The sequence below is a fragment of the Leucobacter sp. wl10 genome, from assembly GCF_003569785.1.
Taxonomy (GTDB): Bacteria; Actinomycetota; Actinomycetes; order Actinomycetales; family Microbacteriaceae; genus Leucobacter.
In genome coordinates this window covers 139,983-164,446 of record NZ_KZ983988.1, presented here as the reverse complement: position 1 = coordinate 164,446, position 24,464 = coordinate 139,983, and the positions used below count along the sequence as shown (strand labels likewise).

The following is a 24,464-nucleotide window of genomic DNA, read 5'->3' as shown; positions in this document are numbered from 1 at the left end:
TGAGCACCAGTGTGAAGCCACTGAAGGATGAAGTAAAGCAAAAGTTTCTGGTGAATGATCGTAAAGTCGAGCTTAGCTATTATCGGGATCACGCATGAAGTCGAGGCGTGCGACGCGAGAGGACCGGAGGTTGTGGTGCTGGATATGAAACGATTGCGCCTGCTGTGGGAGCTGTCTGCTCGGGGAACGGTGGCCGCCGTGGCGGAAGCCCTGAACTACAGCCCCTCGGCAGTTTCCCAGCAGCTCGCGCAACTGGAGCGAGAAGCGGGTGTTCCTCTGCTTCGAAAGGTCGGACGTACGCTGGAGTTCACCGCGGCCGCGAAGGCGCTGGTGGAGGAAGTCGGAGAGCTCCTCTCGGGCCTGGAACGCGCAGAAGCCGCGCTGCACCGCGAGCACGACCAGGTGGTCGGCACGGTTCGCATCGCCATCTTCCAGACCGTCGCCCACGCTCTGATGCCCCAGGTGATGCGCGATCTTCGGGTGAAACACCCGGGGCTGCGGATCGAGATGACCGAGTACGAACCGGAGATGGCGCTCCGGGAGACCTGGACTCGCGGGTTCGATCTGGTCGTGGCCGAGCAGTATCCGGGGTATGCGCCCCGCCACTTCGAGGGACTGCGCAGCGAACGGTTGACCGGAGATCCGATCCGCCTCGCGCTGCCCGCTGATCCTTGGAATTGGGCGCGCAACTCGGAAGCGGTGCCGCCGCGTTTCGCCGTCGACGACGTGATCGCCACGCGGTTCGCAGAGGCGAAGACCCTGGTCGATGTTGCGGGCCTCCCCTGGGTGATGGAGCCGAAGGGGGCCGCCTCCCGCCACTTCGCCGAGCAAGCTTGCCGGCAGGCGGGTTTCGAACCCGACATGCGCTTCGAAACCCCCGACCTGCTATCGCACGCACGGCTTGTGGAGTCGGGTAACGCCGTGGCGCTGCTGCCCGGCCTACTCCATGCCGGCGAGGAGCACCGGTTGCGCTTCATCGAATTGGAAGGAGCTCCTCGGCGAACGGTGCTGCTTGCCGGCCGGGCCTCCAACGAGGCGAGACCTGCGCTGATGGCGGTGAGGGAGGCGCTCAAGCGTGCGGCGGACGAGCTGCCCTTCGAGTGAAGTTGGCGCCCCTCTCCCGCCGCTGGAGCGTGGAGTGACCAGCCGCCTATAGGTGAAGCTGAACTTCACGTTATCCTACATTTTTTACAGCTTTACTTCTTATTTTTTTGTGGATAACTTGGGCTCGAGAGACAGTGAGGTTGAAACTCGTGCACCAGGCCAGAGAAGTGAGCGTCGAGCTCGACGGCGTGTCATGCCGGTACGGCGACACCACCGTCGTGGCGGAGCTCGACCTGCAGGTCGGGCGCGGAGAGTTCTTCACGCTGCTCGGGCCGAGCGGTTGCGGCAAATCGACCACGCTGCGGACGATCGCCGGTTTCACCTTCCCGAGCGAGGGAAGCGTGCGTATCTCGGGCCACGATTACACCTACGCATCACCGAATGTGCGCCCGGTGAACTACGTCTTTCAGAACTATGCGCTGTTCCCGCACATGTCCGTCGTGCAGAACGTCGCCTACGGCCTGCGCCGCCGCGGCGTCGGCAAACGGGAGGCTCTGCTCCGGGCGAGGAAGGAACTCGACCGAGTGCGCATGTGCGACTTCTCGGAGCGCCTCCCCGCACAGCTCTCGGGCGGGCAGCAGCAGCGCGTCGCGTTGGCCCGTGCCCTCGTCAACCGCCCCGATGTGCTGCTGCTCGACGAGCCGCTGTCGGCGATCGACTCGCAACTGCGTCTCCAACTGCGTGCCGAACTCACGAAGCTGCAGAAGCAGACCGGCATCACCTTCGTGTTCGTGACGCATGACCAGGTCGAAGCACTGAGCATGTCGGATCGGATCGGGCTCATGGGCAACGGGAGCATCATCCAGGTCTCGACACCCGAAGAGATGTATCGGAGACCGAACTCCCTCGAGACGGCCGAGTTCATCGGCCACTCGGCCATCTTCGAGGGCGTGCTGCAGCAGCAACCGAGCGGGACCTGGAGCTTCGAGACTGCGCACCGCGAGTCGATCCCGGTTCCGGTCTCCTGCGTCGAGGCAGCGGTGAAACCGGCATCCGACATCTTCCACCTCGTGGTGAAACCCGAGGACGTCGTCATAGCCGGGCCGAATGCCGCAGCGTCGGGGCTCGAGGCGGTCGTGGTCGGCAGGCAGTATCAAGGCAGCGACATCGCGTTCGAGCTCAGACTCGCAGGCGACAAACGCATTGTCGTTACGCGCACCATCGCGGAGGACGGCGCCTCCCCGGAAAGCGCCTCCGTAGGAGACCGCGTCGCTCTGATGCTCCGAGACCCCGAGAACCTCACACTGCTGTAGCGCCCCGGCACGGCGCGAGACTGCACCGCCCCAGAACCATCATCAAGGAAGCAAAGGAAACCCGCATCATGACTCAGACTGTCTTGTTCCCCGTCAGCAAGGGCGTGCACACCATCAGCATCGATGATCCGGCGATCGAATGGAAGGAATACCCGCACGAGCTTCCCGGCGACCACAGCCCCGAGGGCACCGGTCCCGGCGAGCACGCAGTCGTCTTCGAATCAAGGGACAAGCGCATCGTGGTCGGCGTGTGGAGGCGCGAGGCCGATCTCGGCTTGATCGCAGGGTCCGGTCAGTGCATCGACGTGGTCGTCGAGGGTAGTGCCACCCTCGTCGACAAGGACGGTCGTCGGGTCACCGCCAATAGCGGTGATCTGATCATCTACAGCGGCGAGGACGAGGGCGAATGGCTGCAGGATGGTCCGATCAAGAAGTTCTACATCCAGATCCAAGACAAGTAATCGTCCCCTGCCCATCGGCAGCCGGGACCACATCGAGGAGGCAACTCATGAGCGCCACCATCAGCCGTCGCAGCTTTCTGCTCGGAACGGGTGCAGCCGTCGCCAGCGGATTCCTGCTGACCGCCTGCTCCACGGCCAAGAAGGGGACGGTCGGCGCATCGGATCTGCTCCGAATAGCCCCGGGGCCGGAGGTCGCCCCCACCGGGACCGTCCGTTGGACGGTCTGGCCGGGAGAGATCAACCCCGACTCGATCGCTCAGTTCGAGGATGAGACAGGTCTCAGTGTCGACTACGTCGAGTCGATGACTGATGCCCAGGCGTTCCTATCGACCGTCAGGCCGCAGTTCGAGGCCGGATTGCCGATCGGTTGGGACCTCATCTCGCTCAGCGGTGCGGTGGCGCCGGTGTTCCTGGAGAACGAGTGGCTCATGAGGCTCGATAAGAAGACGCTCCCCAACGTCACCGAGTACATGTACCCCGAGTTTCAGCAGCTCAAGGGCAACGAGTACATGACGCCCTTCGACCATGCGCCGCTCGGTATCGCTTATGCCGACAAACACTTCCCGAACAGCGTGGAGACGTGGGAAGAGCTGCTCGACCCGCGAGTGAAGGGCCGCGTTGCGCTCTACTCCGAGTTCATCGCGACGATCTCTTCATGGGCTGTATTCCTCAAGTCCACTGGCGAAGTCGCCAACTACCCTGCGAATCTGACCGTCGATGAGGCGAAGATCGTCATCGACTTCCTGCGCCCCCATATCAAGTCGGGTCAGCTGCGCACATCGTCGGGGGAGAACTTCACTCAGCAGTTGGCGACCGGTGACCTCTGGGCGGCGATCGCCTCGCCGCAGACGGTGGCCGCGAACCGCGAGAACGGCATCAAGTTTGCGATCCCGCGGGAGGGGGTCGCCGGCTATGTCGACTACCTCGCCATCCCGATCGGCGCTGAGAACCCCCGGGCATCCGAGGAACTCATGAATTTCCTCTACCAGCCCGAGCAGTTCGCGAGCTTCTTGGCGTGGACCCTTCAGAACCCTGTGATTGACGGTGTCGCCCAGGCGATGGAGAAGGTCGATCCAAGCCTAGTAAACGACCCGACCATCTTCCTCGACGAAGAACTGCGCAAGCGCGTCTACGTGTACCCTCCGGCCTGGAACGAGAAGGAGCGTGAGGAGGTCTCCCGTCTCTGGGCCGAGGCCACAGGGCTCTGAACCGACGCAGGCAACCGAATGGCAGGACGGACATCAATGGGGACCAAGCTGCGGAGACGGACCCGGGGCACGGGGCGGGTGATGACCGTGAGGTCGCTGCTCCTCGCCATCCCGGCGCTCTGGCTAGCGGTGTTCTTCGCACTGCCGCTGTTGTACTCGCTGATGCTGTCGGTCTCGGAGGGCAGTGTGGCAAGTGGGTTCCTGAGTCCGCCCGATGTCTTCACGCTCGACAACTACGAGCGAGTGCTTATGCAGAACGCGATGAACATCCGCAACTCGCTGACCATAGGCGTGCTTGCCACCGCACTCGCGTTCCTCATCGCCATCCCGCTGGCCTACGGGATTGTCTACCACGGCGGCCGCTACCGCAACGTGATGATGGCGCTGGTGCTGATGCCGTTCCTCACGAGCTACATCATCCGCATCATATCCTGGCAGCGGATCCTAGGTTCCGAGGGGCCTCTCGTCAGTCTCCTGCGCGCGCTGGGGATCGTCGATGAGCAGTTCACGATCGTCGGTACTCCCTTTGCGGTGGTCGCGGCACTGACCTATCAATCGATCCCGTTCGTGTTCTTGCCGGTCTATATCAGCTTCAGCAAGCAGGCACCGGCGCTGCGCGAGGCAGCCGAGGATCTCTACTCGGGCCCCTGGGGGCGCAACGGCTTCTGGGTCGGAGCCGGGGTCGGTCTCGGCATGTGCGTGCTCGCGTTCTTCGCGCTGAGGTTCGACGAGAACGACTCGTGGCTCGTGGCGGTGGCTGTGATCCTCGTCGTCGTCACGCTGTGCGGGGCTCTCGCCGCACGATTCATCTCTGCCACGTTCGCGCTGGTGCTCTTCCCGCTCATCAGCAACGGGCTCATGGGTGCGGCACTGCTCAGCCTCATCCCCGCCATCGGCGATTACGTGAACGCGTCGCTGCTCGGCAACACAAATACTCAGATGATCGGCAACGTAATCCAGCAGAAGTACCTGGTGCAAGGGGACTTCACCGGTGCGAGCGCGCTCGCCGCGCTCCTCATCATGCTGCTGCTCGTCATGATCGCCGTCTACGTCAGAATCGTCGGCGCGAAGAAGGTGTTCGACTATGTCGGTTGAATCCGGATCGCAGCGCTCCGATCGTAGCTCGCTCGACACGAGAGCGCTCGATGTGATTCCGCGCGACCTGAAAGATCCCCAGAAGAGTTATGCGAAGAGACCGAGGTTCTCGTCGGGGATGGGCATGCGCGTGTTCATCTGGATCACGGCCTTCTTGGTCAGCATTCCGCTGCTCGTCATGATCGTCTACTCGTTCAACCGGGCGCCTGGCCGCTTCAACTACCGGCTGAACGAGTTCTCGCTACACGGGTGGCTAGACCCTTTTGGGGTGCCGCAGCTCTTCGAAGCGCTGAGCAACAGCGTGCTCGTCGCTCTGTGCGCGGCGGCGGCGACAGCCGTGCTCGGCACGATCGCGTCGTTCGTGCTGACTCGAAAGGGTTTTCCCGCGAAGCAGTTCTGGAGTATGTTCACGTTCATCCCGCTGGCCACCCCCGAGATCATCCTCGGCGCGGGCCTGCTGAGCCTGTTCGTGTCCTCTGCGGCGCTTGAACCGTTCGCCTCGATCCTGCCGGAGGGGCTGCTGTACCCGCTCGGGATCTCCTCGGTGATGATCGCCCACATCACCTTCGGTATCGGATACGTCATCGTCACGACCCGCACGAGGTTCGTTGAGCTCGACAGCCGGTTCGAAGAGGCTGCTGCCGATCTCGGCGCATCCTCCGCGACAGTGTTCCGCACGGTCACGTTCCCACTCGTCTGGCCGTCCGTCCTGTCGGGCTCACTGCTCGTCTTCGCACTATCGCTCGACGATTTCGTGCTCACTAACTTCACTGCGGGCAACACCCCAATGTTCCCAACTTGGCTCTTCGGCTTGCTCAGACGCCAGTTGCCCACGCAGGTGGATGTCGTCGGCGTGATCCTCTTCCTGATCGCGAGCGTGTCGATGCTCGGCTCGCTGCTCATCATCAGGAGCGTGAACCGGGCGCGCAAACCCGGATAGCCTCAGTGGTTTTCTGCGGTCCTTATTCTATATCAGAAGCCCGGCCAGATCCGTATCCGAATGTCGCGGCTCCCAGGATTACGTGGCTCCAAGCCGTACTTCGCCCGACATTCAGCTTCTCGGGCGTATGGTGGTGAAGGTCGGAGTAGCGAGACCCGAGAAAGGGCGCGGCATGAAGATCATCAGCTACAACCTGCGCAAGAATCGAGCCCTGGCCGAGATCGGCGCCCTGGCCGACGAGCACGAGGCCGACGTGCTGTGCCTGCAGGAGGCCGAGTCGGTGGCGCTGCCCGCTCGTCTCGGGCACATGCACCTCGTGCACGCCACGGAGCGCAACCGGCTCGGGCTCGCGATGTACGTGCGCGAGGAGCGATTCCGCACACGTTCGGCGCACGCGTTCCAGCTGAAGAAGTCACTGCACGACCGCATGCTCGCTCCGGCCCATGAACGGTTGCTCGGTGCGCGGCTGCACGACCTCGAGACCGAGCGCGACCTCGTGGTCGCCTCCTTCCACGCGGCCCCGCTCACAGCGCTCAACTCGCTGCGCCGGCACCAGATCCACGCCGCGCTCGGCGAGCTGCGGCAGCTGGGCCCCGGGCTGCCCGCCCTCATGGTGGGCGATTACAACTACCCGGTGTTCAAGGGGCGCCTCGACACCGAGATGCGCAACCACGGCTACGAGCTCAGCCTGAGCGACAAGCGCACCTACACCCGCTACAAGATGTTCCGCGGGCACTTCGACTTCGCGACCTCCTCGGGGCTCGACATCAAGAGCGTGCAGACGCTCGGCCGCGGCCTCTCCGACCACCTGCCGATCCTCGTGTCGGCCGCGCTGCGCGAGGACACGCTCGTTCCGGTCCCCGCCTAGCCCCGGACCGTCGGGCCGCTCGCGCTACGCGCCGCCGGTCGCGAGGTAGGCCGGGATCTCGGCGACGGATCCGAGCAGCGTCGTGTACGGTTGCCCCTCGAACGCGTCGCGGTCGAGCTTGCCCGAGAGCACGCCGACGGTGATCGCGGCGCCCGAGCGGGCGCCCGCCTGCACGTCGACGGCCGTGTCGCCGGCGACGAGCACCTCGGCGACGTCGAGGGTGCCGGTGCGCTCCATGGCTCGGTGGATCATGTACGGCGCGGGGCGGCCCGCGGCGACCTCGTCGCCGCACACGAGGGCGTCGAGCTGCAGCGGTCCCTCGTCCGAGCCCACGACCCAGCCCAGCTGCTCGAGGATCCTTCCGGCCACGTCCACGGAGAAGCCCGTGGTGAGCGCCACCTTGACGCCCGAGGCGCGCAGGGCGGCGATGGTCTCGGGTACGCCGTCGATGGGTGCGGGGGGAGCGCCGGCGTAGAGCCCGTCGAGGATCGATCGGAAGCGGTCGAACGCCGTGTCCACCCTGCCGGGGAGCGCGGGGTCTCCGCCGCCGAGCTCGATGAGCGCGGCGATGGCGGCGCGCTTCTCGGTGCCCATCCAGGCCTGCAGGTCGGCTGGGGTGACGTTGACGCCCGTCTCCTCGACCGCGCGCCGCAGCGCCTCGTAGACGGCGCCCCCGTCGTCGATGGTGGTGCCCGCCATGTCGAAGACGGCGAGGGTGATCATGCGATTCTCCTTAGGCGCTATGGGTGTCGGGATGCGGCCGCCGCACTCCGCACCTGGAGTCAGAGGGGAGCGCGGGAGGGCCGATGCGGCGGGGAGGGGGTCAGTCGTCGTGCTCGAACAGATCGGCGGTGGTGTTCGCCGCCTGCCGGCTCAGCGGTGCGCGGCGCTCGACGGTGTTCTCGACGATGAATGCGGCCATCGAGGGCAGGTAGCGGTCGTCCGCGGTCTCGACGACGGTGCCCGATTCGTCGTAGGCGAGGCGCCGCACGCGCAGGAGCGGAGCCCCCGGGGCGACGTGCAACTGCTCCACCTCGAGCGGGTGCGCCGCGATCGCATCGATCACGTGGCGGGCGCGCACCGGCACCACGCCCACCCGACGCAGCGTCTGGTAGATGCTGCCGTTGTCGAGATCGGCGGGGAGCAGCTGCTTGCCGATCTCGTGGGGGAAGAGGGATCGCTCGAGCATCGCGGGCTTGTCGTCGAGCAGGCGCAGCCTGATGATCTCGACCACCGTGGCGTCGGGCGGGAGCTGCAGCTCCTGGGCGATCTCCTCGGTGGCGGGGCGTCGGCTCGCCTCGATCACCCGCTGGCCCGGCGCCATGCCGAGGTCGCGGGCCCACTCGGTGAACGACATGAAGGTGTCGAACGACTGGGCGGGCGCCGTGCGCTGCACTCGGGGCGGGGCTCCGCGGCCGCCGACGATCATGCCCTCTGACCGCAGTGCGGCCAGGGCCTGGCGCACGGGACCGCGCGAGGTGCCGAACTCGGCGATGAGCGACTTCTCGCTGGGCACGCGGTCGCCGGGCTGCCAGACTCCGGTGCGAATGCGCTGCACCATCTCCGCGTACAGCTGGGCGTGGAGGGGCGAGTTCTCGGTCATGCGGCAAGCCTATAAGTTGTCTTGACTAGTCAGGAGGACTCCCGGGTGAAGGGAGGGTGAATGCTCGATGGCCGTCCGGGGTCGGGATCGGCGTCTCGGTGAACGCTCGAAGAACAGCGCTCATAAAAGTTGTTATGACTACTTTTCGGCCGCACGATCGATGCATGACCTCAGCGAACCTCGCTCCGCGCCTCGCGATCGTCGGCGCCGGCATCGTCGGACTGGCGCACGCCGTGGCGGCGCTCGACGCGGGATACCGCGTCACGGTGATCGAGCAGGACGCCGTCGCCGTGCTCGCGAGCCTGCGCAACTTCGGCCACGTCGGCGTCTCCGTGCAGGCCGGTGAGCTGGGCGAGCTGGCGCGGGAGGCGCTGCCCCTCTGGTGGTCGCTCGCGGAGCGGGCGGGCGTGGAGGCGCGGCGATCCGGCACGCTCGTGGTCGCGCGCAGCGCGGCCGAGGAGGCCGTGCTGCAGGAGTTCGCGGCGGAGCGCGCTCCGGAGGACGCGCGCCTGCTGACCGGCGCCGAGGCCGCCCGGGCGCTGCATCTCGACCGCGTCGCCGCGACTGGGGCGGCCCGGCCGCTCGCGGGTCTCCTCCTGCCCCGGGATCTCACCGCCGACCCGCGTACCGCGGTGGCGCGCATCGCGGCGTGGGTGCACGCCCACGAGCGAGGGGAGGTGCGCTTCGCGACGACCGCGCGCGGCGTCGGCGTCGGCGCCGTCGAGACGAGCCGGGGTCTCGTCGAGGCGGATCACGTGATCGTCGCCGCCGGGCACCTCGTCGGGCGGCTCTTCCCCGAACTCGCCGACCGGGGCGGGGTGCGCGAGTGCGCGCTGCAGATGGCGCGGGTGCGGGCCCCGCACGCGATGGGGATCGGCCCGGCCGTGCTCACGGGCACCTCGATGCTGCGATACGGCGCCTTCGCCGGGCCCGCCCTCGAGGCGCTGCGCGCCGAGATCGCGGCCGAGCGCCCCGAGCTGCTGCAGATCGACGCCAACGTGATGTTCACTCAGCAGGTCGACGGCACCCTCATCGTGGGCGACTCCCACGCCGGTCACGATACGGCGCCGCCGTTCCTCGACGAGCGCTGGTCGCAGATCCTGCTCGACGAGGTCGCCGCCGTGCTCGGCGCCCCGAGGCTCGAGGTGCTCGAGCGCTGGCAGGGTGTGTACGCCACGAGCCGCAGGCAGGACATCCTGCGGGTCAACCCGATCCCCGGAGTCACCGCGGTCTCGGTGACCACCGGCACCGGCATGACCGTGGGCCTCGCAGTCGGGGCCCGCACCATCGCCGGCCTCTGAACCTCCTCTCATCGCACACATCCAAGGAGAACCGTGAAGAAGACCACCATCATCGCCGCCTCGGCGGTCGCCCTGCTGGGCTTCGGCCTGGCCGGCTGCTCGACCTCCGCGGACACCACCGCGTCGGCGGAGGCCTCCCCCACCTGCCCCGGCGGCAGGATCCGCTTCGGCATCCTGCCCTACGAGGACCCCGAACGCCTCGAGCCCGCCTACCAGGTGCTCGCCGGAGCCCTCTCCGAGAAGCTCAACTGCCCCGTCGAGGTCAGCATCACCGAGGACTACGCGGCCGAGGTGCTCGCGATGGAGAACGATCAGCTCGAGATCGCCCAGTTCGGCCCGCTCGGCTTCGTCTTCGCCAGCCAGCGCGCCGACGCCAAGGCCATGGTCTCCTTCGGCGACGCCGACGGCAACCCCACCACCTACACCGGGGGCATCTGGGTGCCGAAAGACTCCGACATCCAGACCATCGAGGACCTCAAGGGCCGCACGCTGGCGCTGGGGAGCCCGGGGTCGACCTCGGGCGACGCCCTGCCGATGTCGGGGCTGGTCGAGGCCGGCATCGAGGACGAGGTGCAGTGGGACTACGCCGGCGGGCACCCGGAGGCGCTGCTCTCGCTCGTCAACGGCACGGTCGACGCGGCCCAGATCAACTCGCAGACCCTCGCGACCGCGAAGGCGGAGGGCACCTTCGACGAGTCCAGGTTCCGCCAGATCTGGAAGTCGGAGCCGATCCCGAACGACCCGATCACGGTGCGCGGCAACCTGCCGCAGGAGTTCCAGGACGCCGTGGAGAGCGCGCTGCTGAGCCTCTCGGCCGAGGACGTCGAGCAGGTCGGCGCCTTCCTGGGCGTCGATCCCGCCGGTCCGCTCATCGCGGTCGACGACAGCACCTATCAGCCGCTCTTCGACCTCGCCGAGCTCATGGGCCTCACGGAGAAGGACGTCTGATGATCGCCGCCGTGCAGGGCGAAACCGCCCCGGCCGAGCGCACGAGAGAGGTGCTGCTCGACGTGCAGGCCATCTCCAAGAGCTTCGGCGACCGCGTCGTGCTCAGGGACCTGAGCATGCGCGTGCACTCCGGCGAGGTCGTCGCCTTTCTCGGGGCCAACGGCTCGGGCAAGTCGACCACCCTGCGCGCGGTGAACGGCCTCATCGAGGCGGACTCCGGCGACATCGTGATCGCCGGGGTCCGCCTCACCGAGGCCAGCCCCCAGCGCCGAGCCGAGGCCAGGCGCACCGCCGCGACCGTGTTCCAGAAGATTCACCTGGTGCGGCGCCGCACGGTGCTGCACAACGTCTGCGCCGGCGGCTTCGCCCGGCTGCCGGGGTGGCGCTCGCTTCCCCCGCTCTTCCCGCGCGGGCTGAAGGAGGAGGCCATGGCCTGTCTCGACCGCGTGGGGCTCTCGGATCGCGCCCACGACCGCGCGGGCAGCCTCTCGGGCGGCCAGCAGCAGCGCGTGGCCATCGCCCGCGCGCTCTGCCAGCGCCCCCGCATGATCCTCGCCGACGAACCCGTCTCGGCGCTCGACCCCAGGGCCGCAGACGACGTCATGCGTCTGCTGCGCGAGCTCGCGATCGAGGAGAATCTCGGGGTCGCCGCGGTGCTGCACCAGCCGCACCTCGCCCGCGCCTACGCGCACCGCGTCATCGGCCTGCGCGGAGGCGCCCTCGTCTTCGACGCCCCCACCGATGAGATCGACGACGCCGAACTGGCGTCCCTGTACCCGTGAGGATCCGCCCGTGACCGACGCACTCACCCGCGAGCGCCCCGAGCACTCGAAGCGCGCTCAGCATCCGCCCGCCGTGCCCCGGGATCCGCGCACGCCCTATCGCGCCGGATCCTGGACCGCGATCATCGCGGTGCTGCTCGTGCTGCACGTGCTGGCCTTCCAGGCCACCGACTTCGAGCCCGAGGCGCTCGTCACCGGCGCCAGGGGCATGTTCAACTTCATATCCGAGGCGTTTCCGCCCGACTTCGGCTCCGAAGTGCTGCGGCAGGGGGTCGAGGGCGCGCTCACCACGCTCTGGATCGGCCTGCTCGGCACGACCATGTCGGTGCCGTTCGCGCTGCTGCTCGCCGTGCTCGGCGCGCGCACCACCTCGCCCAACGGCTTCGTCTACCAGATCGCGCGCGGGATCCTCTCGTTCCTCCGCGCCGTGCCCGACATCGTGTTCGCGCTCGTCTTCGTGACCGCCGTGGGCCTCGGGCCCTTCGCCGGCGTGCTCGCGCTCATCTGCCACAACACCGGGGTGATGGGCAAGCTCTGGTCGGAGGCGATGGAGGACATCGACCCGGGCCCCGAACAGGCGCTGCGCACCGCCGGGGCGAGCCGCTGGCAGGTGGTCGCGAACGCCACGATCCCGACCGTGCTCCCGCAGCTCACCGGCCTGCTGCTCTACCGGTTCGACGTGAACGTGCGGTCGTCGCTCGTGCTGGGCCTCGTCGGCGCCGGCGGTATCGGTCTGCTCATCAACAAGGCCATCAAGACCTTCCAGTTCGACGAGATGCTCACCTACCTCATCATCATCCTCGTCGTGATCGTCGCGGTCGACCTCGCCTCCGCCTGGATCCGCAAGCGACTGCAGTAGCGGCGCACCGGTCGGCCGGGGCGCCCGCCGGCCGTCGGCCCTCGGCGAGAGGGGTACACTGGAGCGCAGGGGGAAGCGTTGCTGTGACACGTTTCGATCGATGGCGCGTAGAGGCGCCGGCGGTCGTGGGCTCGGGTGAGGGAGGACATGGACACGCCAGCCCTGCGCTTTCCCGCGCTTCGCCGCGGGCGCATCACCGAGCTCATCGGAGGGTCGCCCGACGAGCTCTCGCCCCTGACACTGCTGCGCGCGCCCGCCGGATTCGGCAAGACCACGGCCGCCGCGCACTGGGCGGAGGAGCTCCGCGAGGCGGCGGACATCGATCTGCGCTGGGTGCGCTCGGCCGAGCCCGGGAGCGACCCCCGCCTCATCTGGTACCGGATCCGGGAGTCGCTGGGCGGCGACGATCGGCGGCGCGAGCTGTCGCAGGTGCGTGACGACGTCGATCGGATCCTCACCGGGCTCCGACGCCCGATCGCACTGGTGATCGACGACTACGAGCGCGTCACCTCCGGCGAGCTCGACCTCTCGCTGGCGAGGCTCCTGGAGCGCAGCGACCGGCTCTACCTCGCAGTGCTCGGCCGCCGGTTCACCGCGCTCGACGGGCCTCTCGTCAGCAGCCGCGTCGGCGTGACGCTGCTCTCCGGCGAGCAGCTCTCGCTGACGGAGCACGAGAGCGTCGCGCTCGCGGCCCTCTACGGGGTCGTCGATCTCGAGTACATCGCCCAGCTGCACCGGAGGGCCCACGGCTGGCCGGTGATGATGCGGACGATGCTGCAGCGGCTCTCCGAGGGCGCGGGTCCGCGCGACAGCGCGCGCACCCTCGCCGTCTTCGGCCGCCAGCTGCTCGACGAGATGACGGCGCCCGGGGCCAGGCGCGCGCTCCTCGGGGCGGTGCTCTGCCCCGGGATCAGCGTCGAGCTGCTCGCCGAGCTCATCGGCGAGGAGCCGGAGGGGGCCGAACGCACGGCGCGGGAGCTGTGCGAGCGGGGGCTGCTGCAGGAGAGCTTCTGGGAGCACACGACGCGCTACCGGTGCCATGATGGGCTCGCCGGCCCGCTCGGCCCGCTCGCGCTGCAGGAGTTCGGCGACGATGCGCGCGCGATCCGGCTGCGTCACGCGGCGGATCTCGGCCGCGACGACTCACCCGCGGCCGCCATGCAGCTGCTCGACGCCGAGGAGTACGACGGCGTCTCGCGTCTGCTCGCCCGCTACTTCCTGGAGATCCTGCACCCGGGCAGCGGCGTGATCCAGCGCCTGCAGCGGATCCCGGACCAGACGCTCCGCGGCTACCCGGTGCTGATCGGCGCGGCGCTGTACTTGGTGGGGCCGGAGCACGAGGCGCCGGATCAGCGCACCGAGCAGCTCCACCAGTGGCTGCGGACCTCCATCCGGAGCGAGCTCCGCGAGGGCAACTACGAGCAGAACATCGCCGCGATCGGCCTGCTGCTCGTCGCGGAGCGCATGCGCGGGGACGGCGCGGAGGCGCTGCGCATCAGCCGCGACGCCGAGACGAGGATCGGGCAGGTGCCGGAGGGTCGCCTGTCGAGCTACCGCTTCACCCTCCCGCTGCTCTTCGCCGCGCTCGGCCTCGCCGGCCTGGTCGCGGGGGATCTGGAGCTCGGCGAGCGGGGCTACCGGCGCGCCGTCGAGATGGCCGAGCGCTACGGGATCGACTTCGAGGCGCTTCGCGGCTGGAACGGCGTCGCCGCGGTCACGGCGACCGCCGGCGACCTGCGGGCGGCCGAGGAGCACCTGAGGCGGGGGCGGATGCTGAGCGAACGGGCCGGTATCGAGGCTCCGCAGTTCAGCGGGTTCAACGTGGTGCTCGCCGAGGCGCTGATCGCGATCGAGCGGGGCGACGCGGAGCGCGCCTCGGCCGCGCTCGAGGCCGGGCACGGCATGCTGCACCGGATCGAGCAGTGGCCGCTGCTCGTGATCGCGGAGGCGCGGGCGCGCGAGCTGTGCGACGGACCGTGCGCCGCGATCGAACTGCTCGAGCGGCGCAGGGCCGAGGCGCAGGGCGGTCTGCCGGCCACGCTCTACCTGCGCTGCGCGCTCTCCGCGCACGCCGCGCGCCTGCACGTGCGCGTCGGCAATTACGCGGAGGCGGGGCGCCTGCTCGATGCGCTGCCGCAGCCGCACCCCGACGTCGTGCTGGCGGGCGCGCTGCTGCTGCTCTACCGGGGCGACGCCGACGGCGCGCTGCGGCGCACCGAGCAGACCGCCGACCTGCGGCTCTCGCACCGGCAGCGCATCGAGGGGATGCTCGTCGCGGCGGCCGCGCACTGGGCCGGGGGCGACGCCGAGCGCGCCGTCGAGCGCTTCTCCGAGGCCGGGCGGCTCATGCGCGAACTCGGTCTCGGGCAGCTGCTCGGCGCGGTGCCGTACAAGGCGGCCGTCGCGATCGCCCGGGCCGCGCGCGACGCCGGGGAGGCCGACCTCGTCGCGGAGGTCGAGGGCCTTCCCGCGACGATGCGCGCGGAGACGTTCGATCCGCTCACCAGGGCCGAGCTCCGCACCCTCGAGGTCCTCGCGACGGGGCTCACGCTGCCGAGGATCGCCGACCAGCTCTTCATCACCGAGAACACCGTCAAGTTCCATCTCAGGCGGATCTACCGCAAGCTCAAGGTCGTGGGCCGTGCGGAGGCCGTCGAGCGCGCCCGCGAGATGCGACTGGTGCCCGCCGATCCGGAAGCGTGAACCGCGGCGGACGGGCGATCAGGTCTCGGGATCCGACCCCGCTCCGCCCCCGCGCCCGCGCGCGCACCGCGTCGCCGGCCCGTCCTGCGGCAGCTCCCCGCCTGCCGTATTGAAGCGGTGGAGGCTCCTGCGCAGCTGCTCCAGTTCGCCGATGCTCCACCCCTCGAAGCGCTCGTGGTAGAGGTGCGCCCAGCGCTCGCGCAGCTGGGACATGAGCTCCTGTGCGCGGGGGGTCGCGGTGAGCAGCACGACCCGGCGATCCTCCGGCGCCGGCTCGGCGGCCACGAAGCCGAGCTCTCGCAGCTTCGCGATCTGGCGGCTCACCAGGGCCTTGTCCATGTCGAGCATCTGGCTGATGCCGGTCGCGGTGACCGGCCCCTTTCTCAGCACCAGCTGCATCATCATCAGCCCGACGCCCTTCAAGTCGGCGTGCACGTCGTTCGCGTAGCTCGACCAGCGGCTTCGGGTGAAGGCGAAGAACTCGGAGAACTCGGAGATGATGGCCGAGATCTGCTCATCCTCGGGCGAAGAACCGGAACCCGATCCTTCGCCCGGGGTCCGCCGATCCGGGTCGCTCTGCGCGTGCACGGACCCGATCCTACCGACCCTCGTCGGAACCGCGGAAGCGGCGGTCGTCGCGCGCCTCCCCGGATCCCTCCCTCGCCGGCGCCCCGCCCACGGGGACGGCCCCGGTCGCGACCTTGATCGCCTCGTCGAAGGAGTGGTCGTCGACCATGCTGACGGCGCCGGCGGCCGGCATCGCGTCGCGCTCCATCTCGGCGCGCTGCTGCGCGGCGCTCTTCGTGCTGAGCGGGAGATTCGGGATCAGCGCGATCGCGATGATCGCCACGAGGGCGACGGGCGAGGCGGCCAGGAACGCGTTGCCGATGGCGTGGCCGTAGGCGTTCTCGACGACCTCGCGGATCGGTGCTGTGAGCTCGGCGATCTTCGGGATGGCGCCGCCCGACAGCCGGTCGGCTCCGGCCAGAGCGGCGGGATCGGTCTTGGCGAGCGCCGCGAGGCCCTCCTTGACGAACTCGACGACCTGCTGCGAGAGCATCGCGCCCATCGCCGACATGCCCGCCGTGCCGCCGATGGTGCGGAAGAAGGTGACGGCCGAGCTCGACACGCCGAGCTCGTCGGGGGAGACCGTGTTCTGCACCACGAGCACGAGGTTCTGCATGCACATGCCGACGCCCGCGCCCAGCACGAACATCGCGACGCCCACGAACCAGAACGAGGTGTCGTAGCGCAGCTGCCCCATCATCACGAGGCCGGCGAGCATGATGAACGAGCCGGCGACCATGTAGCGCTTCCACTTGCCCGTGCGCGAGATGATCTGGCCGACCAGTGTCGACGCCAGCAGCAGGCCGGCCATCATCGGGATGGTGAGCAGGCCCGACTCGGTGGGGGTCTTGCCGCGCGCGAGCTGCATGTACTGGCCCAGGAAGATCGAGGTGCCGAACATGGCGAGGCCGACCGCGATCGACGCGATGACCGCCATGGTGAAGGTGCGGTTCCTGAACAGGTTGAGCGGCAGCAGGGGTTCCGGGGTGCGCAGTTCGACGACGACGGCGAGGACGAGCAGCAGCAGGCCGCCGCCGACCATCGCGAGCGTCTCCCACGACCACCAGTCGAACTGGGCGCCGCCGAGGGTCACCCAGATGAGCAGGCTGGCGAACCCGGTCGAGATGAGCGCGGCGCCGAGGTAGTCGATGCGCACCCTCCGCTTCTCGGTGTGCAGATGCAGGGTCTGCTGCAGCACGATGATCGCGACGACCGCGATGGGGGCTGCCACGTAGAAGTTCCAGCGCCAGCCGATGGCGTCGGTGATCCCCCCGCCGAGCAGGGGGCCGCCCACGGTGGAGACGGCCATGATGGCGCCCATGATCCCCATGTACTTGCCGCGCTCGCGCGGGCTGATGATCTCGGCGAGCACGATCTGGCCGAGCGCGCCGAGGCCGCCGGCTCCGAGCCCCTGCAGCACTCGGAAGGCGATGAGCCAGCCGGGATCCTGCGCTATCCCCGCGAGGGCCGAGCCGACGGTGAAGATGACGAGCGATGCCTGCAGCAGCGCCTTCTTGCTCGTGAGGTCGGCGAGCTTGCCCCAGATGGGCGTCGAGATCGCGCTGGCGAGCATCGTCGCCGTGACGACCCAGGTGAAGGCGGCCTGGTCGCCGCCGAGGTCGGCGATGATGATGGGCATCGAGGTGCCGACGACGGTCATCGAGAGCATGGACACGGCCATGCTGAGGAAGAGTCCGGTGAGTGCGAGGTTCTTCGCGCGCCCGGTGAGCACGCCCTCGGCGGGCGGGAGCTGCTGGGTCTGGGTCTGTGCCATTCGGAGTGTGGAGTCTTTCGTGGTGCGGGATCGCTGCTTAGTTGACGGATATCAACTATATACAGTTGGTTGATCTGTGTCAACCAACTTCGGGATCGCGCCGCCGGAGCCGTGCGCCGGCGCCCGGCACGGGTAGGGCAGAATGGACGGCATGGGCGTGGAGAGCGGCAGCATCAGGATCGGCGTGATCGGGGGCGGGCAGCTCGCCCGCATGATGGTGCCGCCGGCCCTGCACCTGGGCCTCGGCATCAGCGTGCTGGCCGAGACCGAGGGCTCCAGCGCGGAGCGTGCCGCCGACGCGGTGGGGGACTACCGGGATTCCGAGACCGTCTACGCCTTCGCCGGCGCCGTCGACGTGGTCACCTTCGACCACGAGCACGTGCCGGGCGAGATCCTGCGCGAGCTCGAGCGACGCGGCGTCGCCGTGCACCCGCGCCCCGACGCCCTGCAGTACGCGCAGGACAAGATCCTCATGCGCGAGAAACTGGGCGAGCTCGGCGTGCCGATCCCGGCGTGGGCGGCCGTGGAGGACGAGGCGCAGCTGCAGCGCTTCATCGAGGCCCGCGGCGGCCGCGCGGTGGTGAAGACCGCCCGCGGCGGCTACGACGGCAAGGGGGTGCGCGTGGTCTCGGACGCCGCCGAGGTGCGCGACTGGTTCACCGCCCTGGCCGAGGACGGCCGCGGGGGCCGGCTGCTCGCCGAAGAGCTCGTCGATTTCACGCGCGAGCTCTCGCAGCTGGTGGCGCGGCGGCCGAGCGGCGAGACCCGCACCTGGCCCGTGGTCGAGACGATTCAGCGCGACGGCGTCTGCGCCGAGGTGCTCGCGCCCGCGCCCGTGCAGGATCCCGCCACGCTCGTCGAGGCCGCGCGCATCGGCACGGCGGTCGCCGAGGGCGTGCTGGTCACGGGAGTGCTCGCCGTCGAGATGTTCGAGACGCGCGACGGCCGCGTGCTGGTGAACGAGCTCGCGATGCGCCCCCACAACTCCGGGCACTTCTCGATCGAGGGATCCGTGACCAGCCAGTTCGAGCAGCACCTGCGCGCCGTCGCCGACCTGCCGCTGGGCGACACGTCGATGACGGCGCCGGTCGCGGTCATGGTGAACGTGCTCGGCGGCCCCCCCGAGGGACCGATGCCGGTGCGCTACCCCGCAGTGCTGGCCGAGCACCCGCGCGCCAAGGTGCACAGCTACGGCAAGCAGCCCCGGCCCGGCCGCAAGGTGGGGCACGTCACGGTGACGGGCGAGCACCTGCACGAGGTGCTCGCCGAGGCGCGGGCGACGGCCGCCGCGTTCGCCTGAGCCGGGATCCCGCCCGCGCGCGGGATCCAGCCGGCCCGCCTGAGCGACGACCCCCTGCCTGAGCGGCGGCGGGAGCGGCGGCGGTGACGGGAGCGGCGACGGTGGTGGCGGCGGCTACGATGGGTCGCATGAGCGACACCACCGCGGCGCCCCTCGTCGGCGTGATCATGGGCAGCGACAGCGACTTCCCGGTGATGGGCGACGCCGTGCAGGTGCTGCGCGACTTCGGGATCCCGCACGAGGTCGAGGTGGTCAGCGCGCACCGCACCCCCGACAGGATGGTGGCCTACGCGCGAGAGGCGGCCGGGCGCGGGCTGCGGGTGATCATCGCGGGCGCGGGGGGCGCGGCGCACCTGCCCGGCATGGTCGCCTCGATGACCACGCTGCCCGTGGTCGGCGTGCCGGTGCCGCTGGCCCGTCTCGACGGCCTCGACTCGCTGCTCTCGATCGTGCAGATGCCCGGCGGCATCCCGGTGGCGACCGTGTCGATCGGGGGCGCGAAGAACGCGGGCCTGCTGGCGGCGCGCATCATCGGGGCGAGCGATGCGGGCATCGCCGATCGGCTCGGCGCCTATGCGCGCGGGCTCGCCGACACGGTCGAGGAGAAGAACGCGGCGCTGCAGAGGCGCATCGCCTCGGACCGGTAGGTGCCCGCGTCGGAGGCCGGCGATCCGCGGGCCGCAGCCGGAAGCCGCCGGTACCGGCGCGCCCTGATCGCGCTCTTCTGCGCGGGGCTCGCGACGTTCGCGCAGATGTACTCCCCGCAGGGGATCCTCCCCGATCTCGCGGTCGAGTTCGGAGTCGCCGCGGGCGTCTCGTCGTGGGCGGTGGGCGCCACCACGATCGGCGTGGCCCTGGGCGTGCTGCCGTGGGCTCGCGCGTCAGACCGCTTCGGGCGGGTGCGGACGATGCGCGCGGCCATGGCAGCGGCGATGGCGATCGGCCTCGTCGCGCCGCTCATGCCCGGCTTCGGCCTCTTCATCGCCGCGCGAGCGCTCGAGGGGATCGCGCTCGCGGGCCTGCCCGCCATCGCGGTGACGGCCATCGCCGAGACGGTTCGGCCCGGTGCTCTCGGCGGCGCGGTGGGCACGTACATCGCGGGCACCACCATCGGCGGGCTGCTCGGGCGCATCGTCGCGGCCCTCGTCGGCGAGCCGCTCGGCTGGCGCTGGGGGGTGTCCGCTGTGGCGGTGCTCGCGGCGATCGCGACGATCCTGTTCCTGCTGCGGATCCCGCCGACGGTCGTTCCGGCGCGCCGGGGTGCGCCTACCCCGAGCGCGCTCGCCTCCAACCTGCGCACGCCGGGCGTGATGGTGCTCGTGGCGCAGGCGTTCCTGCTGATGGGCGGCTTCGTGGCGGCCTACAACTACCTGGCCTTCCGGCTGCAGCACGACCCCTTCGGCCTCACACTGGCGCAGGTGTCGTGGATCTTCCTCGCGTATCTCGCCGGCGCCGCGGCCTCGCGCTGGGTGTGGAGGCTGGCGCGCAGGATCCCGCCCACGGGAGTGCTGCTGGGGTGCGTCGGCGTCATGCTCGCGGGCATCGCGCTCACGCTGCCCGCCTCGCTGCCGCTCGCGATCCTGGGGCTCGTGCTGTTCACGGGCGGCTTCTTCGCCGCCCACTCCATCGCCAGCGGTCTCATCGAGCGCCGCGCGAGCGCCGAGGGGCGCAGCGTCGCGCCGCCGCTGTACAACCTGGGCTACTACGCCGGGTCGAGCCTGCTGGGGTGGCTCGGCGGCGTGGCCTTCGCCCTGGCCGGCTGGACCGGCACGGCCCTGATGGTCGGCGGGGCCGCGCTCGCGGCCGGGGCGCTGGCCTGGGCCTACGCGCTGACCCGCGGCGGCATCGCCGCGGCCGACCGCCCCGCGGAGTGAGCGTGGGGCGCACGGCTCGGCGAGCCCGGTTCGGCGGTTCGGGATCGGCGCCCGGGGCGCCGGCCGAGGGCAGACGAGGTCAGAGGTTGGCGTGCGTCTCCCAGAGCTGCCAGGCCGCGCCGTGCCAGCTGAAACCCCGGCTGCGGTCGCAGGCGAGCACGGCGAGCTGGGCGAGCGCGGCGGTGTCGCGGAACAGGCGGGTGTACTCCGCGGCGAAGGGGCCGGCGCTGTCGGCCGAGAAGCCCGCGTCGAGCACGAGCTCCGCCGTGGCCGGGTGCCCCGCGTGGAGCACCGGAACCGCCGCGCACATGGCGCCGAGCAGCGCGTATCCGGTGCTCGAGAAGTTCTGCGGCTGGAGCATCAGGGCGGCGCCGGAGAGCGCGGCGCCGACGTCGGCGAGCTCGCGGGGCCGCACGACGACCACCCGGCTGCGGAGCTCGTCGGGCACCTGGACGCCGCGCGGCGCGGCGCCGTCCCGGTCCCGTGGGGAGACGCCGGGATCGAATCCTTCGATCACCGCGAGCGGGGGCAGCGAGGGGTCGAGGCGCAGCGCGTCGAACAGCCATTCGAGGCGGCCGTGCTCGCCGTTGAAGGCCGTGGTCACGGCGTACCGCTCCGGGAGGCCGAGCGCTGCGCGCCGCTCGGCGGCGTCGGGGCCCGGGAGGAACTCGGCGGGCGGCGCGAGCTGCAGCACCTGCACCGGCAGGTGCTCGCCGTACTGGTGCTGCAGCACGCGCGCGGTGGCGTGCGTGGGGGTGAGGATCACGTCGGCGAGCTTCACCGCGCGGCGGGTGAAGGCGCGGAAGAGGCGGGCCTGCGATCCTCCGAGCAGCGCCGGGGATTCCCACGCGATGGAGTGCGGGATCGTGACCGAGGTCTGAGAGCCGTCGTCCTCGCCGCGGGCTCGCAGCGGCATCATGGGCGTGAGCGCGTGCACGAACTCGCCGTCCAGCGGGCGGGCGGTCGTGCCGCTCTGCCACACCAGCGGCAGCATGCTGGCGCGCATCGGCAGGTGCTCGATGCGGATCAGCGGCGAGTCGAAATCCGGGGCTTCGCTGCCGCGGGCGACGAGGAATCGGGCGCTGCAGCTGCGCGGCGCGGTGTCGGCGACGGCCTTGGTGAGGTCGCGCGCCGCCGCCGCGTGGAACTCGGCCTCCCAGTCGGGAAAGGGCTCGGCAATGAGGGTGAGCGTGGCCATGTTCCCCTCCCCCTTGCCGTTCGACAGCCGACCAAACGCGTGTCTAACGCCTTCACAGTCATTGTATTGAGTCCCCGCGTCGAAGTCTGAGGGATCGGCGAGGAGGAAGGGCGTCAGGTGTAGCCGTGATGAAACCGTGATCTTGGGGATCGCCCATTCGGGCCAAGTACGCTAGTGCGCATGCGTGTTTTGCTGACAGGCGGTGCCGGGTACATCGGCTCGCACACCGCCCTGGTACTCATCGAGCGGGGTCACGAGGTGGTGCTGCTCGACGACTTCTCGAACAGCAGCCCTGAGGCGGTGCGCCGTGTCGAGGAGCTCACCGGAGCCCGCATCCCGGTGATCGAGGCCGATCTGGCCGACCGCTCCGCGGCCGCAGCAGCGCTCGAGGGCGTCGACTTCGACGCCGCGATCCACTTCGCGGGCCTCAAGGCGGTCGGGGAGTCCGTGGTCGAGCCGACCCGCTACTACCGGGTCAACATCGACTCCACCCTGGCCCTCCTCGATCTCATGCGCGAGCGCGGCGTGACGAGGCTGGTCTTCAGCTCGTCGGCCACCGTGTACGGCGATCCCGAGTACGTGCCCGTCGACGAGGCGCACCGGGCCGGCGTCGGCCTCACCAACCCGTACGGCTGGTCCAAGTTCATGAACGAGCAGATCATCCGCGACGCCCAGGCCGCCTGGCCCCGGCTCGGCGCCGTGCTGCTGCGCTACTTCAACCCGGTCGGCGCCCACCCCTCCGGCCGCATCGGCGAGGACCCGAGCGGCATCCCCAACAACCTCATGCCGTTCATCGCGCAGGTCGCCGTGGGCAAGCGCGAACGGCTCAGCGTGTTCGGCGACGCCTACCCGACGGTCGACGGCACCGGCGTTCGCGACTACATCCACGTGATGGATCTCGCGGAGGGGCACGCGGCCGCGCTCGAGCGCATCGAGGCCGGCGTCGAGGTCTACAATCTCGGCTCCGGCACCGGATCGAGCGTGCTCGAGGTCGTGCGCGCGTTCGAGGAGGCCTCCGGCCGCCCCGTGCCCTACGCCGTCGCGCCCGCGCGGGCGGGCGACGTCGCCGAGATCGCCGCCGATCCCTCGCGCGCCAACGCGCGGCTGCGGTGGCGCACGACCCGCAGTCTCGCCGACGCCTGCCGCGACGCCTGGACGTGGCAGTCGGCGAACCCGGACGGCTACGCCGCATGAGGCTCGACCTCGAGCGGCCGCTCCGCCACCCCGACGCGGAGTCCGAGCCGTTCATGGGCAAGCGCGCCCGGTGGCTGGTCGTGATCGGCTTCGTGCTGCCGGGCAGCGCGCAGGTGCTCGCCGGCAGCCGTCGGCTGGGCCGTTTCGGGCTCATCGCCACCTTCCTGCTCCTCGCTGGCGGACTCGCCGCACTGCTCGGGCTGCTGCTGGCGCGCGTGCCGACCCTCTCCTTCTTCACCGACGGCATCGTGCTGCTCGTGGTGCAGATCCTGCTCTTCGCCTACGCGGTGCTCTGGCTGGTGCTCGGCTTCGACACCCTGCGCCTCACGCGCCTGGTGCGCGTGCAGCGGGGCTGGCGCGTGCCGATCGCGGTCATCTCCGTGCTGCTCACGGTGCTGCCCTCGCTGGGTGCGGCCTGGGCGGGCACCGCGGTGAACGCCGGCCGCAACCTGCTCGGCGATCTCTTCCAGGGGGCGCCCGCGGTCGAGCCGGTGGACGGCCGCTACAACATCCTGCTGCTCGGCACCGACGCGGGAGCCGACCGCGAGGGCATGCGCCCCGACAGCATTTCGCTCGTGAGCGTCGACGCCGAGACGGGCCAGTCGGTCATCGTCGGCCTGCCCCGCGAGCTTCAGGGCGCACCGTTCCCCGAGGAGTCGCCGATGGCCGCGGTGTTCCCGCAGGGGTACTGCGACGAGGTGAACAACTACGAGGTCATCGAGGGCGGCGGATACTACTGCTACACCACGGGCAATCTGAACTCGCTCGTCACGGAGGTCGAGGATTCGGGATCCCCCTCCTACGCCGGCATGTACTCGGACGCGGTGTCGCGGGGCTCCACCCCGGGCATCGAGGCCACCAAGGACGCCGTGGAGGGGGCGACGGGGCTGCAGGTGCAGTTCTACGTGCTCGTGAACATGGACGCCTTCTCGAGCCTCATCGACGCGCTCGGCGGAGTGACGGTCGACGTGAAGGAGCCGATCCCCGTCGGCGGCCAGATCGACGAGGCCACGGGCGAGCTGACCGGCGTGGAGTGGTGGATCGAGCCGGGCAGGCAGGGCCTCGACGGCTACGCGGCGCAGTGGTACGCCCGCTCCCGCTACGGTTCGGTCAACGGGGACTACGACCGCATGGCCAGGCAGCGCGAGCTGCAGGCCGCGATCCTCGCCCAGATGAGCCCGGCCAACGTGCTCGCGAAGTTCCAGGACGTCGCGGCCGCCGGCACCCAGCTGGTCGAGACCGACATCCCGCAGTCGATGCTGGGCCGCTTCGTCGACCTGGCCGCCAAGGCGCGCGCTTACGACCCGGTCAACGTCGAGCTCGTGCCGCCCGCGGTCGACCCCGCGGCGCCCGACTACGCCGTGATCCAGCAGCTCGTCGCCGACGGCGTCGCGGCCGCATCGCCCGCCCCGAAGGAGGAGACTCAGTGAAC

22 protein-coding genes are annotated in these 24,464 nt (G+C 69.9%); 17 read left to right on the top strand and 5 right to left on the bottom strand.

Going from position 1 to position 24,464, the window contains the following annotated elements:
- The first annotated feature begins 54 nt into the window (after positions 1-54).
- The 7 genes from D1J51_RS03000 (at position 55) to D1J51_RS02970 (ending at position 6,929) form a co-directional block, all read left to right on the top strand.
- Entirely contained in the window at positions 55-1,104 is a 1,050-nt protein-coding gene (locus tag D1J51_RS03000; protein WP_371414069.1) for a LysR family transcriptional regulator, read from the top strand.
- Positions 1,105-1,253: 149 nt separating this feature from the next.
- Entirely contained in the window at positions 1,254-2,357 is a 1,104-nt protein-coding gene (locus tag D1J51_RS18295) for an ABC transporter ATP-binding protein (RefSeq protein ID WP_240422860.1), read from the top strand.
- Positions 2,358-2,425: 68 nt separating this feature from the next.
- A complete protein-coding gene (locus D1J51_RS02990) occupies positions 2,426-2,818 on the top strand; it encodes a hypothetical protein (RefSeq protein WP_119073691.1) in 393 nt (130 codons plus the stop codon).
- A complete protein-coding gene (locus tag D1J51_RS02985) occupies positions 2,764-4,026 on the top strand; it encodes an ABC transporter substrate-binding protein (RefSeq protein WP_119073690.1) in 1,263 nt (420 codons plus the stop codon). Before D1J51_RS02990 ends, D1J51_RS02985 begins: the two co-directional genes overlap by 55 nt.
- Before the next feature lie 81 nt (positions 4,027-4,107).
- Complete coding sequence (locus D1J51_RS02980; RefSeq protein ID WP_119073689.1) at positions 4,108-5,121, top strand: ABC transporter permease; 1,014 nt, start codon at positions 4,108-4,110, stop codon at positions 5,119-5,121.
- A gap of 124 nt (positions 5,122-5,245) precedes the next feature.
- Entirely contained in the window at positions 5,246-6,061 is an 816-nt protein-coding gene (locus D1J51_RS02975; protein ID WP_162903637.1) for an ABC transporter permease, read from the top strand.
- Between the two features lie 172 nt (positions 6,062-6,233).
- Entirely contained in the window at positions 6,234-6,929 is a 696-nt protein-coding gene (locus D1J51_RS02970; protein WP_119073687.1) for an endonuclease/exonuclease/phosphatase family protein, read from the top strand.
- A gap of 24 nt (positions 6,930-6,953) precedes the next feature.
- Here D1J51_RS02970 and D1J51_RS02965 read toward each other — a convergent pair whose 3' ends face one another.
- Both D1J51_RS02965 and D1J51_RS02960 read right to left on the bottom strand, forming a co-directional pair.
- The gene (locus D1J51_RS02965) at positions 6,954-7,652 is read right to left on the bottom strand and encodes a phosphonatase-like hydrolase (RefSeq protein WP_119073686.1); all 699 of its coding nucleotides are present in this window, start codon (positions 7,650-7,652) and stop codon (positions 6,954-6,956) included.
- Positions 7,653-7,752: 100 nt separating this feature from the next.
- Entirely contained in the window at positions 7,753-8,532 is a 780-nt protein-coding gene (locus D1J51_RS02960; protein WP_119073685.1) for a GntR family transcriptional regulator, read from the bottom strand.
- 164 nt (positions 8,533-8,696) lie between these two features.
- Here D1J51_RS02960 and D1J51_RS02955 point away from each other — a divergent pair, with 164 nt between their 5' ends.
- From D1J51_RS02955 to D1J51_RS02935, 5 genes are all read left to right on the top strand, one after another.
- Entirely contained in the window at positions 8,697-9,833 is a 1,137-nt protein-coding gene (locus D1J51_RS02955; RefSeq protein WP_119073684.1) for a TIGR03364 family FAD-dependent oxidoreductase, read from the top strand.
- A gap of 33 nt (positions 9,834-9,866) precedes the next feature.
- Positions 9,867-10,781: a phosphate/phosphite/phosphonate ABC transporter substrate-binding protein gene (locus D1J51_RS02950; protein ID WP_119073683.1), complete on the top strand. Its 915-nt coding sequence runs from the start codon at positions 9,867-9,869 to the stop codon at positions 10,779-10,781.
- Positions 10,781-11,563: a phosphonate ABC transporter ATP-binding protein gene (locus D1J51_RS02945; RefSeq protein WP_240422824.1), complete on the top strand. Its 783-nt coding sequence runs from the start codon at positions 10,781-10,783 to the stop codon at positions 11,561-11,563. The genes D1J51_RS02950 and D1J51_RS02945 overlap by 1 nt, the downstream gene beginning before the upstream one ends.
- Positions 11,564-11,573: 10 nt before the next feature.
- Positions 11,574-12,422, top strand: coding sequence for a phosphonate ABC transporter, permease protein PhnE (gene phnE, locus D1J51_RS02940; protein ID WP_240422822.1), 849 nt, complete (start codon positions 11,574-11,576; stop codon positions 12,420-12,422).
- A 147-nt stretch (positions 12,423-12,569) separates the two neighbouring features.
- Entirely contained in the window at positions 12,570-15,125 is a 2,556-nt protein-coding gene (locus D1J51_RS02935; RefSeq protein ID WP_119073681.1) for a LuxR C-terminal-related transcriptional regulator, read from the top strand.
- Positions 15,126-15,143: 18 nt separating this feature from the next.
- On the opposite strand, the gene D1J51_RS02930 is transcribed toward D1J51_RS02935, so the two are convergent.
- Together D1J51_RS02930 and D1J51_RS02925 are read right to left on the bottom strand one after the other, a co-directional pair.
- The gene (locus D1J51_RS02930) at positions 15,144-15,713 is read right to left on the bottom strand and encodes a MarR family winged helix-turn-helix transcriptional regulator (RefSeq protein ID WP_119073680.1); all 570 of its coding nucleotides are present in this window, start codon (positions 15,711-15,713) and stop codon (positions 15,144-15,146) included.
- Between the two features lie 10 nt (positions 15,714-15,723).
- Complete coding sequence (locus D1J51_RS02925; RefSeq protein ID WP_119073679.1) at positions 15,724-17,466, bottom strand: MDR family MFS transporter; 1,743 nt, start codon at positions 17,464-17,466, stop codon at positions 15,724-15,726.
- A 151-nt stretch (positions 17,467-17,617) separates the two neighbouring features.
- On the opposite strand from D1J51_RS02925, the gene D1J51_RS02920 reads away from it, so the two are divergent.
- The 3 genes from D1J51_RS02920 (at position 17,618) to D1J51_RS02910 (ending at position 20,640) form a co-directional block, all read left to right on the top strand.
- Positions 17,618-18,766, top strand: a complete 1,149-nt coding sequence (locus tag D1J51_RS02920; RefSeq protein WP_205547672.1) for a 5-(carboxyamino)imidazole ribonucleotide synthase — start codon at positions 17,618-17,620, stop codon at positions 18,764-18,766.
- Positions 18,767-18,894: 128 nt separating this feature from the next.
- Positions 18,895-19,413: a 5-(carboxyamino)imidazole ribonucleotide mutase gene (purE, locus tag D1J51_RS02915; RefSeq protein WP_119073678.1), complete on the top strand. Its 519-nt coding sequence runs from the start codon at positions 18,895-18,897 to the stop codon at positions 19,411-19,413.
- Positions 19,414-20,640: an MFS transporter gene (locus tag D1J51_RS02910; RefSeq protein WP_240422820.1), complete on the top strand. Its 1,227-nt coding sequence runs from the start codon at positions 19,414-19,416 to the stop codon at positions 20,638-20,640.
- 79 nt (positions 20,641-20,719) lie between these two features.
- Here D1J51_RS02910 and D1J51_RS02905 read toward each other — a convergent pair whose 3' ends face one another.
- Positions 20,720-21,838 carry a glycosyltransferase family protein gene (locus D1J51_RS02905; protein ID WP_119073677.1) on the bottom strand — a complete coding sequence of 373 codons (1,119 nt, stop codon included), beginning with the start codon at positions 21,836-21,838 and terminating at the stop codon, positions 20,720-20,722.
- A gap of 180 nt (positions 21,839-22,018) precedes the next feature.
- Here D1J51_RS02905 and galE point away from each other — a divergent pair, with 180 nt between their 5' ends.
- The gene (gene galE / locus D1J51_RS02900) at positions 22,019-23,032 is read left to right on the top strand and encodes a UDP-glucose 4-epimerase GalE (RefSeq protein WP_119073676.1); all 1,014 of its coding nucleotides are present in this window, start codon (positions 22,019-22,021) and stop codon (positions 23,030-23,032) included.
- On the top strand, positions 23,029-24,462 hold the full coding sequence (locus tag D1J51_RS02895) for an LCP family protein (RefSeq protein WP_119073675.1): 1,434 nt from the start codon (positions 23,029-23,031) through the stop codon (positions 24,460-24,462). Before galE ends, D1J51_RS02895 begins: the two co-directional genes overlap by 4 nt.
- Positions 24,463-24,464 lie beyond the last annotated feature (2 nt).